The sequence below is a fragment of the Lentzea flaviverrucosa genome (assembly GCF_003350445.1).
GTDB lineage: Bacteria > Actinomycetota > Actinomycetes > Mycobacteriales > Pseudonocardiaceae > Lentzea > Lentzea californiensis.
The window spans coordinates 164953-177481 of sequence record NZ_QQAU01000001.1; the positions used below are offsets into that span (position 1 = coordinate 164953).

14 protein-coding genes are annotated in these 12529 nt (G+C 68.6%); 6 read left to right on the forward strand and 8 right to left on the reverse strand.

Going from position 1 to position 12529, the window contains the following annotated elements:
- The first annotated feature begins 2 nt into the window (after positions 1–2).
- Complete coding sequence (locus DFR72_RS00905; protein WP_090072787.1) at positions 3–1055, forward strand: DUF2330 domain-containing protein; 1053 nt, start codon at positions 3–5, stop codon at positions 1053–1055.
- A 154-nt stretch (positions 1056–1209) separates the two neighbouring features.
- Positions 1210–1338 (forward strand): hypothetical protein, encoded by a 129-nt coding sequence (locus DFR72_RS47405; protein ID WP_256240520.1) that lies wholly within the window; start codon positions 1210–1212, stop codon positions 1336–1338.
- Here DFR72_RS47405 and DFR72_RS00910 read toward each other — a convergent pair.
- A complete protein-coding gene (locus tag DFR72_RS00910; protein WP_143086991.1) occupies positions 1335–1775 on the reverse strand; it encodes a hypothetical protein in 441 nt (146 codons plus the stop codon). The genes DFR72_RS47405 and DFR72_RS00910 overlap by 4 nt on opposite strands.
- 846 nt (positions 1776–2621) lie before the next feature.
- Here DFR72_RS00910 and DFR72_RS00915 point away from each other — a divergent pair.
- Positions 2622–3353 carry a hypothetical protein gene (locus DFR72_RS00915; RefSeq protein ID WP_211335252.1) on the forward strand — a complete coding sequence of 244 codons (732 nt, stop codon included), beginning with the start codon at positions 2622–2624 and terminating at the stop codon, positions 3351–3353.
- Here DFR72_RS00915 and DFR72_RS44820 read toward each other — a convergent pair.
- From DFR72_RS44820 to DFR72_RS00945, 7 genes are all read right to left on the reverse strand, one after another.
- On the reverse strand, positions 3299–3706 hold the full coding sequence (locus tag DFR72_RS44820; RefSeq protein WP_143086990.1) for a hypothetical protein: 408 nt from the start codon (positions 3704–3706) through the stop codon (positions 3299–3301). The two genes, DFR72_RS00915 and DFR72_RS44820, sit on opposite strands and share 55 nt — an antisense overlap.
- Before the next feature lie 212 nt (positions 3707–3918).
- Positions 3919–4941, reverse strand: a complete 1023-nt coding sequence (locus DFR72_RS00920) for a LacI family DNA-binding transcriptional regulator (RefSeq protein ID WP_090072781.1) — start codon at positions 4939–4941, stop codon at positions 3919–3921.
- Between the two features lie 187 nt (positions 4942–5128).
- Positions 5129–6937 carry a DUF6807 family protein gene (locus tag DFR72_RS00925; RefSeq protein WP_090072779.1) on the reverse strand — a complete coding sequence of 603 codons (1809 nt, stop codon included), beginning with the start codon at positions 6935–6937 and terminating at the stop codon, positions 5129–5131.
- Positions 6934–7470: a hypothetical protein gene (locus tag DFR72_RS00930; protein WP_090072776.1), complete on the reverse strand. Its 537-nt coding sequence runs from the start codon at positions 7468–7470 to the stop codon at positions 6934–6936. The genes DFR72_RS00925 and DFR72_RS00930 overlap by 4 nt, the downstream gene beginning before the upstream one ends.
- Positions 7467–8291 carry a carbohydrate ABC transporter permease gene (locus DFR72_RS00935; protein WP_090072774.1) on the reverse strand — a complete coding sequence of 275 codons (825 nt, stop codon included), beginning with the start codon at positions 8289–8291 and terminating at the stop codon, positions 7467–7469. The genes DFR72_RS00930 and DFR72_RS00935 overlap by 4 nt, the downstream gene beginning before the upstream one ends.
- Positions 8288–9244 (reverse strand): carbohydrate ABC transporter permease, encoded by a 957-nt coding sequence (locus DFR72_RS00940; RefSeq protein WP_090072771.1) that lies wholly within the window; start codon positions 9242–9244, stop codon positions 8288–8290. Before DFR72_RS00940 ends, DFR72_RS00935 begins: the two co-directional genes overlap by 4 nt.
- A gap of 2 nt (positions 9245–9246) precedes the next feature.
- A complete protein-coding gene (locus DFR72_RS00945; RefSeq protein ID WP_245982389.1) occupies positions 9247–10494 on the reverse strand; it encodes an ABC transporter substrate-binding protein in 1248 nt (415 codons plus the stop codon).
- 371 nt (positions 10495–10865) lie between these two features.
- Here DFR72_RS00945 and DFR72_RS45255 point away from each other — a divergent pair, with 371 nt between their 5' ends.
- The 3 genes from DFR72_RS45255 (at position 10866) to DFR72_RS00955 (ending at position 12463) form a co-directional block, all read left to right on the forward strand.
- On the forward strand, positions 10866–11024 hold the full coding sequence (locus DFR72_RS45255) for a hypothetical protein (protein ID WP_170176076.1): 159 nt from the start codon (positions 10866–10868) through the stop codon (positions 11022–11024).
- Between the two features lie 45 nt (positions 11025–11069).
- Complete coding sequence (locus DFR72_RS00950) at positions 11070–11267, forward strand: hypothetical protein (protein ID WP_143086989.1); 198 nt, start codon at positions 11070–11072, stop codon at positions 11265–11267.
- 149 nt (positions 11268–11416) lie between these two features.
- Entirely contained in the window at positions 11417–12463 is a 1047-nt protein-coding gene (locus DFR72_RS00955; RefSeq protein ID WP_090072767.1) for a rhamnogalacturonan acetylesterase, read from the forward strand.
- Positions 12464–12529: the final 66 nt, after the last annotated feature.

Genomic DNA, 12529 nt, shown 5'->3' on the forward strand with positions numbered 1-12529 from the left:
CCATGCGACTTTTCGTGCTGGCACGCTGGCTGCTCACCGTGCTCGCCCTGCTCGGTGGACTCGGGGCGGTGCTGGTCGGGCCGGGCGTGGCGAACGCCTGTGCGTGCGGAGCCGCGATCGCCGACGATTTGACGCCGGTGCGGGAGACCGCGCTGGTCGAGCTGGACGGCCCGACCGAGCACGTCACGGTGAACATCACCGCCGACACCACGTCGGACTCGGTGGCGTTCCTCATGCCGGTGCCGAGCCGGGCCGAGTTCGCCATCGCCGACGCTGCGTTGTTCACCGAGCTGGACGAGGTGAGCCGGCCCAGGGTCGAGTACCGCGAGAAGGAGATCGACGGCAACGGAGCCGGTGGCGTCGAGGCACCAGGCGGCGAGGTCACGGTCGTCGACCACGTCGAGGTCGGGCCCTACGAGCTGGCCCAGCTGACCGGCACCGACAACCGCGCGGTCAGCGACTGGCTCACCGCCAAGGACTTCACCCTGCCCCCTGACCTCGCCAGGCACCTCGGCCCGTACCTGGCCGAGGGCTGGCTGGTCATCGCGGTGCACCTGCGGCCGGAGGCGGCGGAGAAGACCTTCGACGACGGGTTGCCGCCGATGCGGATCAGCTTCGCCACCACCGAGCCGGTCTACCCGATGCGGTTGTCGGCCGCCGCCAAGCGCAGCCAACCGCTGCGGCTGTACGTGCTCGCCGACCACAGGATGGACGTCACCGACCCCACCCCCGGCGACAGCGAGCCCGACCTGACCTTCGCAGGCTGGCTGACGCCCGACGAACTCGACGAGCATCCGGAGCTGGCGAAGCTGGTGACCGAGCGCCGGTTCCTGACCCGCTACGACGCGCGGGTCGACCCCGAGGAAGTCACCGACGACATCCACCTCACCCAGGCGGCCGAGGACGAGACGTACCGGGCGGTGGTGGTCCAGACGCGGTACGTCCGAGGCCCGTCCACCGCTGAGATGACACTGGTGGTGCTGAGCGGCGTTGCGCTGGTCGGGCTCGCGGTCGGGGCGGTCGTCCTGGTTCGGCGGCGTCGACAACGCCGGTGAGGGCCCCGGTAGCTCACGGGCGACCGAGGGGCGCGGGCACACTACGCCTGAACTTGGCGTCGTGGCGGCCCTTGGTCTTCTTGCCCGCGTCGTAACCGGCGCTCGCGGTGGGAACGGTGTCGGCGCCGCGGGATCGGACCTCACGAACAGCGTCATGCCCCAGAACCACGACGCCACGCCCTTCGATCCTGGCATCTGCCCGGTGCGGCGCAGGGACGCCGGCAACCAACTCGTTGACGGCGAGTCCGACCTGTTCGTCGAGGTCACCTGCGAACTGGTCTAGCCGCGGGTCTTTTCGGAGCTCCTCAGGTCCTCGACGATCTGCTGCACGGCGCCTTTCACCTCGTCGGTCACCGGAATCTCGAACACCGACACCCCCACGCTCCACCGCCCGGCCACGGCGTGCAGTGAATACGTCTCGTCGTCGACCGTGCCGGCCGTGCACGCCTTGGTCTCGGCGTCCAGCTCGCCGCCGGTGCAGAGCATCGGTGTCAGCCGTTCCGACTCCTCCGGGCTCGAGTAGGCGACAAGCCCCATGCTGAGCGCCTTGCGTCCGGTCGAGACGAAGACATGGCAGCCGTTGGTCTCCGGGGAGTTCACCTCCGAGACCACGAAGCCCTTGGTGATGACCGCGAGCGGTTCTGGCCGCAGCAGGTCGGGACAGCCCGACTTGACCTTGTCGGCGAGCCCGGCGGGCACGTCGGTGCCGCACGCAGCCATGGTCACGAGCACAAGCGCCGTCAAGGCGGCCGCAGACCTGGTTCTCACTTGCTCCCCCATGTGTCACCCCGCGCCTGGTTGTTCGGCGCGGAGTGAAATGGTCGCACGACGTGCGCGGGCTCTGGCACGATCGCGGTCATTCAACTCGTCGTCGCCTTGGTCGGTGCGGCCCGGAGAAGTCCGCTTCGCGACAGCCCGGAGCGCCGGGACCGGCCGTCGCGTAGAGCGGCTCGCAGGCGCCGACCGATGGATCATGGCGGCGAACTCGGCCTGATCTCCATTCCGTTCCACAGGCGCCGACAGGGCATCGCCCGGGCGCTCGTTCACGCCGCCGCAACAAATCCAGCGTCGCACCGATCGTAGAAGAACTGGTCGCCCTCGTCCGCGCCGGCACCCGCTTCGAGAACGGCGAACTCGTCGAACGACCCGACGAACACGCACCCCACACCTCAGCCTGAAAGATCTTCATCCACAGGTCTTGACTGTTGCTCGCCCGACAACGACACGTGGTTGTCGTCGGTGGTGCTCCCGTACATGCGGGCGGCGCCGTTGTAGTCCACTCCAAACCCAATGCGCCGTAGCCGGCGAAGGAAGCAGGCCCGATCACGTCCTCCCACGCCGCCGCACGCTCAGGGCTCGGAAGGACAGCCGTGAGGACGAGGACGAGCGCGGTCGCCCCGACCCTCATGGATCGTGTGGAGTAGGAAGTCTCGGTGACGCAACGATCCCGTCGATTCGACGTTCACTTCGACTCGAACCCGGCGAAGTCGGGACACCTCGATCCCCAAGGGTGTCCCGCTCTTCTAAGTTGCAGGCATGTCACTGCGGAAAGCGTTCTCTTCACTCATGGCTTTGTCCCTCGTCGTGATCCTCACACCGGTCGCCGCAGCGCACGCACCATCCGGATGCGCGCGGCAGAAGATGCTGTTCTGCGAGGATTTCCAGTCCGTGCCCCTCGGCGGCGCGACGAGCCTCAGGTGGGGCGTCGACACCAGTCACGGCACCCTCACCGTGGAGAAGGCCGCACGCGGTCAACGGGTTCTGCACGTGCACACCGAACGCAATGGCCGCGCGTTCCTCCGGGTCGAGGACTTCTCGCCTTCTGAAAACAGCTTCTACGGCAGGCTCCGGCTCCGAACCGACGCCTTTCCGCGCAGGCCCGACTGGGCCCACTACACCCTCGTCGAGGCCACCGGCCAAGGTCCGGAGGTCGTGCGGCCGCTGGGTGGCCAGTACGTGCCCACCGCAGGCCGTGCGCTGTGGGGTGTGGGTGCCGACGGTGGACCGACCGGCGACTGGACGAACTGGCGCGAGTCTGCCCCGTCCCGCGAGGACGTCTGGCAGTGCGTCGAGTGGCGGATGGACGCCACCGACAACCGGATCGAGCTCTGGTTCGACGGCGTCCACCAGCCGGACCTGACCGTGTCGACGCACGAGCACGGCGGAAACCCCGTGGACTTCGTGTTCCCACGCTTCGACTCGGTCAAGTTCGGCTGGCAGCTCTACCAGCCCAACGATGGCGCCTACGACGTCTGGATGGACGACATCGCGCTGGCGACCACGCGGATCGGGTGTTGAGCTCTCACCACACCGGCCCCAGCTTCGCGATGTGATCGTTCGCACACCGGGGCTGGTTGCCCGCGCCGGAGGATCGGCGCGGCAAGGGCCGTGCCGCCGAGCCGGCTGTGCGCGAACGCGTCCTGCCAGTCCTGACGGGCGAGCAGGTCCGTGCTCGTCAGCTCATCGAATTCCCGCAGGGCGAACGACGGCAGCAGGCAGTCGTTGCGATGAGCGGCTACCAGCGTTCGTCCCGTGGTGGTGAGGTGATCGGGCAGGCGCAGCTGGGGAGAGCGGCCTCCAGCCCGATACGGCCGCCACACCGAAGCCGAAGAACGCGCCACCGTCGACGTGTCGTGCCACCACAGCGACATCCGCGGGCACTCCACCGGCGACGACCGACCAGCCGCAGCTCGGGCGCGCAGCCGTCTCCTGCCTTGACAGCACCGACACCTAGACCGGTCAATGGTTGAAACGATTCATCCAACAAGGCGCGCCGGTCGCCAGGTAGGCGCTTTCCACTTTGCAGCGCATTGAAAATCATCGATTTCAGGCGACAGGAGGCACGCGGCGGCGGTGACCAGCTTCAACGAGACCGTTTCCGCCGTGGCCGCCTGCTCGACTCGCGCACCACGAGCTCCGGCTCGAACAGCACGTGCCTGTGCTCGTGGTCGGCGTCGAGCGTCTCGGCGATCACCATCTCGGCGGCGGTGCGACCGATCTGCTGACGTGGCTGCCGGACCGAGGTCAGCGGGACCGCAGCGGCGGACGCGAAGTCGATGTCGTCGTACCCCACGATCGCGATGTCCTCCGGCACCCGCACCCCGGCCCGCACGAACACCTGCAACACCCCCAGTGCCGCCATGTCGTTCGCGCAGAACACCGCGTCCGGCCGGACCGCGCGAGCGAGGATCTGCTCGCCCGCACGCTGTCCACATGCGACGCTCAGGCTCGGCACCTTGAGCTCTTCCAGCACCTTCGCCGGCCTGCCCGCCTTGCGCACGGCGGCGAGCGCGCCCCGGTGGCGCTGTCGCAGCTGGTGGATGTGCGACGGCCCGTTCACCATCACGATTCGCTCGTAGCCCTCGGCGAGCAGGTGCGTCAGGGCCAGTTCGCCGCCGGCCAGGTCGTCGACCGCCACTGAGCACGCGTCCGGGTCGTCGGTCGGGTGGTCCACGAGCACCACCGACACACCGCGCTCGCGCAGTCTGCCGACGACGTCAAGGTCCACTGGCGTGATGAGCACACCATGCACGCGTTGCTCGCCCAGCAACTCGACGTGCCGGGCCTCGCGCTGGGACGACCCGTCGCTGTTGCACAAGATCACGACGTGACCGGCCTCGCTCGCCGCCTCTTCCACGCCGCGCGCGACATCGGTGAAGAAGGGGTTCGCCACGTCCAGCACTATCAGCCCGATCGCGCGAGGTGTGCCGGAGCGCAGTTGCCGGGCGGCGTCGTTGCGTATGAATCCCAGCTCGCGGATCGCGCTCAGCACGCGATCCCTGGTAGCGGGCGTCACGACCTCGGGACGGTTCAGAACGTTGGACACCGTGCCCACAGACACCTTCGCCCGCATCGCCACGTCCCGGATCCTGACAGGCGAGCCCACCCGCGCCTCCTGATGAATCGCGCCAAAGCACCAGCTTACTGCCGGATAACGCTCCAGGACGTAAGTGGCCCGCCAGGGCTGGGCTCATGAAACGTTTCAGGGCAGGCTGGCGCCGCCGGTGGTCTCGTCGATCGGACGGCCATCGGTACGAATCCACGCACGCACCCGTTCATGGTGTTCGCCCACGTCACCTCCCAGGCTGGTACACGCCGTCGTACAGCTCCACACCGACTTCGACGGACAGCTCCTCTCCGGTCGTGAGCAGGCGGGGTCGGTCCCACGCGAGTGCGGAGCCGATCGCCTGGTACTCGCGGAGGCGGACGAACCACGGGTCCAGTGGCCCTCGGAGCACGGCGGTCCACGGCGTGTCGCTGTTCACCACTACAGCCAGCCACTCGGCGCACGTGCCGTTGACCGCATCTTCGCCCCTGTGGTGCGGTGTGAACACCTCGACCCGGTCGGGGTCGAGCGGAGGAAGCCGCCAGAACCACCCGCCGTACCCCGCACCTGCACAGCCTCGGCTGCCGGGACTGGTCAGCTTCACATCGACCGCGGCGGTGAGGTCACTGCGCCAGCGGATCTCCACGCCGCCCGCCACCGCCCGCACGCCGACGGACCGCCGTTCGCGCATCATCATCCGACCGGCCGCGTCACACCAGTCGACCGTGGCCGGTTCAGCCTCGCTCACCATGCCGACGCCGCGGTCCACATAGCCCTGGCCGGGAAGGTAGGTGGGGCCTCCCCAGAGGTTGACACCGTTGACGTAGGACAACGCGAGACCCATGCCGCGGTGCCAGGGGTGGTCCGGAGGGTGTTCGTCCGTCACGACCACGCCGTCCAACGTGCGCACCGGATGCAGCGCGGGCTTCGGCACGACCCCGGGCAGTCGCTTTCCAGTGGTCACAGGTCCCGCTACCTGCCGTAGCCGCGACCAGGGCACGTCGAGCTCGGCAAAGGTGTGGAGGCGGTCGGCGGCCTGCCTCACGGCGGCGTCGACACCGCGTACGTGCACGACGTCGTCGTCGCGGTGCAACCACGCCGGATGGATCGGCAGCGGCGGCGGACCGACTCGCACCTCCTCCAGCACGCGCATGAACCCGGCGCTCGCCGACAGGGGCGAGAAGAGCGGTGCACCATGTCGCACGTGGTCGAGCAGGTTCCGCAGCGGCGTCACGGATCCGTGCTGTTCCACCACGCCGTCCACGACGAGCCGGTCCTGGGTGTAGTGCAGCTCCAACCTCGCCTGGCTGCCGTGCACGACGAGCACCGGTTCCTCCGCTGTCTCCGCACACAAGGTGACCGCCACCACCACGGTGGTACCGCGACCGGTCTGGAAGCGCACGCACGAGGTGTCATCAGCCTCGACATCCCTGGCACGCAAGAGCTCCAGTTCGACATTGCGCACGTCCTGCCCGCCGTCCACCGCCAGTGCGGTGACCACCGCGTGCGCGAACGGGTTCGTCAGCGCGCCGTCGACCACCGCGACGCCGTCGAGCACGCGCCGGCCCGCCCACGCGGCCCGTGCGTAGTAGGCGTCGTCGCGCAGCCAGGTCCCGCGCACGCCGATTCCACGCACCTCGCCCAGCGCACCCGAGCGGACGAGTTCGGCGGCGCGGTGCACGGCACCGGAACCCAGGCTCTGGAAACCGACCTGACACACGCGGTCCTCTGCGCGGGCGACGAGCTCGCGCCAGCCGTCGAACGTCGTCGTGGGCGGCTTCTCCAGCAGCAGGTGCGCGCCCGCCTCCAACGCTTGCAACGCCATCGGCAGGTGGAAGTGCGCGGGAGTGGCGACGATGACGACATCGGCGTCGTTCACCAGGTCACCGAGGTCCGCGCTGACCGGCCGGTCTCCGATCAGTGCCCGCCCCTCGGCGTCGATGGGCCCGGCCTCGCACACGCCGGCCAGTCGCGCGAGGCCGAACACCTCCAGGTCGGCGACCTCCCGCAGGTAGCTCCGCCCGTACCCGGAAGCGCCCGCCAGCACGACCCTCACCGGTGTTCCACGGCCACAGCGGCGAACAGGAGCAGACCTGGGACCACCACGACGAACGCGGGCGCCTGGGCGACGACCAGCACCGCCACCACGACCGCGCCGAGCAGCGCCAGATCACCCGGCAGGTCGACCTTCGGCACCGCCAGCATCGCTGCCCACCGGTCACCGGTCCGCCACCGCGCGGCGGTGCGCAGCAGGACGACCAGGACCCCCGCGAGCAGGAACCCGATGATCGGGCCGATCACCCGGCTGCCGGGCAGGCCTCCCAGCAACGCGATCACGTCGAGCACCGCGACGGCAAGAAAGACCAGCGGTGCCAAGACGGCGACCGGATCGCGCATCCCCTCCCCGAGCAAGTCGAAGTACCGTCGCACGGCCGGCGTCCGGCCCTCCCGCACCAGCTCGCGCACCAGCACCGCCCCCGCGGTGGCCGCCGCCAGTGAAGTCAGCACCGGCAGCGCTGAGAGGCACACCAGCACCCCGACCAGCAGGACCTCCGCCGCGAGCGACAGCGACCGCACGGCCGCGCTCATCCCTTGAGCCCTGATGTGGTCACACCGTTGACCAGGAACCGCTGGAAGGCCAGGAAGAACAGCCCGATCGGCAGCAACGCCAGCACGGACATGGCGAACATCGGGCCGTAGGCGGACTGCGTGGCCTGGTCGATGAACAGCTGCAACGCCAGCGGCAACGTGAACTTCTCCGGATCGTTGAGGTAGATGAGCTGGCTCAGGAAGTCGTTCCACGTCCAGATGAACGTGAAGATCGCCGTGGTGATCAGTGCCGGACGCAGCAGCGGCAGCACGACGTGCCGGTACGTGCCGACCGGCCCGCATCCGTCCAAAGTGGCCGCCTCGTCCAGTTCCCGTGGCAGCGAGCGGATGAACTGCACCATCAGGAACACGAAGAACGCGTCGGTGGCGAGGAACTTGGGCAACACCAACGGCCAGAACGTGTTCACCATCCCGAGCTGCTGGAAGATCACGTATTGCGGGATCAGAACGACGTGCTGCGGCAGCATGATGGTGATCATCATGAATCCGAACAGCGGTCCCCGGCCGCGGAAGTGCAGCCGGGCGAACGCGTACGCGGCCAGCGAGCACGAGAGGACGTTGCCCACCACCGCTCCGGCCGCGATCACGAGCGAGTTGCCGAAGTAGTGCAGCACCCCGTGCCCTCCGACACCGTCGAAGACCTCACCGTAGTTGCGCACCGTCGGCTCCGACGGCAACAACGCCAGAGACGACACCACCTCGGTCGCGGGCTTGAACGACGTGGAGATGAGCCACAACAACGGATACAGCAGCACGAGCAGCACCACGAGCACGACGCCGTGCCACACCACCCGCTTCATCGCCCCTCCCCCGCGTAGAAGACCCAGCGACGAGCGCTGCGGAACACCAGCGCCGTGATGATCGCGACCACGACCAGCAGCACCCACGCCATCGCCGATGCATAGCCCATCCGGAAGTCGCTGAACCCGCGCTGGTACAGGTACAGGGTGTAGAGCAGGGTCGAGTCGCTCGGCCCACCACGTCCGCTGCTGACCACGAACGCGCCGGTGAACGCCTGGAACGCGTGGATGGTCTCCAGCACCAGGTTGAACAGGATCACCGGCGTGAGCAGCGGCATGGTGACGCTGATGAACCGGCGCACCGGGCCGGCGCCGTCGATCTCGGCCGCCTCGTACAGTTCTGGCGGCACCTGCTTGAGCCCCGCCAGGAAGATCACCATCGGGGCGCCGAACTGCCACACCGCCAGCGCGACGAGCGTCAGCAGCGCGAGGTCCGGGTTGTCCACCCAGCCACCGAGGTCGAGACCGACCGCACCGAGCACCCGGTCGACGGTGCCGTCGGTGGAGAACATCGCACGCCACGCGAGCGCGACACTGACGCTGGCTCCGAGCAATGACGGCGCGTAGAACGCGGAGCGGTACAGCCCGACACCGCGGCGCGGGCGGTTGAGCAGCATCGCCACCGCCAGCGCGAGTCCGAGCTTGACCGGCACGGAGATCAGCACGTACTTCGCCGTGACACCGGCGGCGTGCCAGAACCGGTCGTCGCCGGTGAACATCGCGACGTAGTTGTCGACGCCGACCCACTGCGGCGGGCTGAAAAGGTCGTAGTCGGTGAACGACAGGTACAGCGACGCCATCATCGGACCGATGGTGAGCAGTGCGGCGCCGATGATCCACGGCGACAGGAACAGGTACGCCGCGCCCTGTCCGTGGCGTCGTTTCCCCTTCGGGGCAGGGGTTCGAGGAGGCGGCGTCGGGCGCGACGGCCGGGTGAGCACGGACTGGACCATGCTCAGTACCCCAGGGAAAGCTTGGCGTCCTGCACCACGCGCCGGGCGGCCTCACCGACGTTCGCGCGCTTGAAGATCACGTCGTCGTAGGTGCGCTGGAAGTCGCGCTTGATCGCTGAGGAGCCGGAGGGCCAAGGTCCGAACGCCGGTCCCATCTTGTCCTTCTGCGCGGCCTGGTGGTCGCAGACCAGCTTGTTGCCTCCGGTGGAGGACGCGCACACCTGGGCACGGATGTCCTCGTTCGGCGGCACACCTCGGGATGCGCCGAGCACCTTGCCCGCGTCCGGATCGTTGAGCAGGAAGTCGAGCAGCTTGACCGCCGCCTCCTTGTGCTTGGAGCGCTGCGACACCGCGAACGACACGGGCGGCAGCGCGGCCATGCCGGGCTCGGATGCGTTGTCGCTGGGCAGCGACGCGGTTTTGAGACTCTGGCCGTAGGTGGAGAAGTACCCGGTGAGAGACGAGTCGTAGCCGACCTCCGAGGCAGCCTTCCTGGTGACCATGCCGGAGTTCTGCAGGCCACCGTCCTGCTTGGTCGTGACCTCCGGTGGTGTCACACCCTTGGTGGCCCGCAACTTCCCGAACATCGTCCAATAACGCTCCAGGTCAGCCGCCTCGAACCCGAGCTCGCCGTCCTCGGTGTAAAGCTGTTTCCCGTTCTGCCGCAACCAGACTTCGAACCAGTCCACCGCCCAGCCCGGGTCAGTGGTACCCGCGACGGCACCCTGCGCCCCGATGCGGTTCATCGCCTCGGCGAACTGCGCCCACGTCCAGGTCTGCCCGGCCTCGGTCGGCGCGGTGGCACCGGCGGCCGCGAACAGAGCAGGGTCGAGGATCAGCGCCTGCGTCGTCTGGCCCGCGGCGATCGCGTACTGCTTGCCGTCGACCTTGCCGCCCGCCAGCAGGTTGGAGCTGATCCGGTCGACACGCAGCGACTTTCCCGCGTACTCACCGAGATCGGCGAGCACGTTGCGCTTGGCGTACTCACCGAGCGTGGGCCGGTCCAGCTGAAGCAGATCAGGGCTCGTGCCGCCGGCGACCTGGGTGGAGAGCTTCTGGAAGTAGGGGTCGTAACCGCTGTACTCCGTCTCGACCTTGATTTCGGGGTTGCGCCGCTGGAACTCGTCGACGGCGTTCCTGGTCACCTCAGCGCGGTCCTCGTTGCCCCACCACACGAACCGCAGGGTCACCTGGCCGCCCGCCCGGTCGTCACCGCACCCGCTCAGCGCGGCGCCCAACACCGCCGCCACTAACAGAACGCTCGTGCTGCGGCCCGCCACTCCCCGCATCGAACCCACCTCCGGTTGAATCGTTTCAAGAACCGTATGTGCGCCACATCACGTCGTCAAGGTGCCGTTTTCCTGGAGGAAACCGTCCTGACACGAACTCTTGCCAAAGGCTTTGAAACGGTTCATCGTTGTTGGCCATGTCTCGCACCGGCGTGGTCAGGGGTATCAACAACGCGCGGATCTTCTGGCAGACACCGCCTCCCGCACCCACCACTGCGTGACCGATCCCTACCCGCTGCCGCCCGCGGCGCACAGAACGGCATCGAGTCCCTTCGCGCACCGTCCGGACAGGACCTCCGGCCTCGTCCGCGTGTCGGCCTGATCCATCCAACGTGGTCGAACGCACCGTCGAATTCGACACCACCGTGCACGTTCAAAAATTCCTTGCCACGAGCTTGACCCGTTCGGATGTCTGCGGTGTCGGGCCGTTCTTCGACACCGGGCTGACCCAGGCAGGCCTTGACTGGAGCACCACTTCGCCGCGACCCTGAGGTTGGGAAAGCGCTTTCCCGCTTCCGCGAGCCATGGAGACGATGATGTCCCTCGAGAAGAACCGGCTGCTGGAGCTCTCCGCACCGATCACTGTCCCGATGCTGGCCGTTGCCAGTGAACCGGCTTTCGCGACCGAAGGTGAGCTCGAGGACGTACCGACGGCCGGACTTCCCCGCAGCGGGCAGCGCGCACATCAAGGCGCACGTGGACGGTGCCACGACCTCTGGACGGTTGCGTGGTGATGGCGGCCGTGGCGGTCGAACGCCGACGCGATCAGACCGCCGCCGGCATCCGGCAGGCACCGCGGTGAGCAGCGGCCTCGACTCCACCCGCGAGGCGCACCACGTCCTGCGGAACAACACTCACGACCACCTACCACCAAGGAGAACCCATGCTCGACCGGACCACCGTCCTGCGTTCGGTGCTCGGCGTGGCACTCACCGCGGGCGTCCTCGTCGCCCTTCCCGCCGGGTCCGCGTCCTCGGCACCGCCTGGCTGCACCGGCACCGGTCCGATCACCTGCCACTTCACCGTGTCCCCCGGTCACTACGACGTCAGCGTGCGGCTGGGCAGCCCTGTCCGCGCCGCGAACACCGGACTACTGGCGGAGGCGCGGCGCCGGATGCTCTCCGCCGTCGACACCGCGGCCGGCCGGCTCACCGAGCAGGTCGTCACCGTCAACGTGCGGCAGCCGGAGGGGCAACCGACCGGCCAGGGTGGCACCGGCACCCCGGGGCTCACGCTCGTCTTCGACGGTCGCTCTCCGGCGGTCGAGGCGGTCACCATCTCGCCGGTGCGGCCTCCTGCGCTGTTCCTCGTGGGCGACTCGACCGTGTGCGACCAGCCCAGCGCTCCCTACACAGGGTGGGGCCAGATGCTTCCCCGGTCGCTGCGCCAGGGCCTGTCGGTGGCCAACTACGCCGACTCCGGGGAGAGCTCAGGCTCGGTGTTGTCGAACGCGGCGCTGTTCCCCGCGGTGAGGTCGCAGACCCGCGCCGGTGACACGGTCATGATCCAGGTCGGCCACAACGACAAACGCACCTCGGCGAGCTCCTTCCGCGCCAACCTCACCCGCATGGTGCGCGACGTGCGCGCGACGGGAGGGACGCCGGTGCTGGTGACGCCGCCGGTGCGCAGGTTGTTCGGTTCCGGAGGGAAGCTCACCGGGACCGCCCGCCACGTCAACGAGCTCGGCGTGAACCTGCCCGCGGAGATGAAAGCCGTCGCCACCGCGCAGAGCACCGCGCTGATCGACCTGACGTCGGCGTCCGCCGCGCTGGTCGAGCAGCTCGGCACAGCGGCATCCGAACGGCTGTACCTGACCAGGGAAGCGGGTGACAACACGCACTTCTCCTCCTACGGCGCGGAGATGATGTCGAACCTCGTCCTGACCGAGGCGGTGCGCCTCAACGTGATCCGGTCGGCCCAGGTCCGCTGACCCGCCGCACACGCCCGCGGTGCCCGCTCCGGGCACCGCGGGTCTTCTTGCGAGCCCTGACGTTGT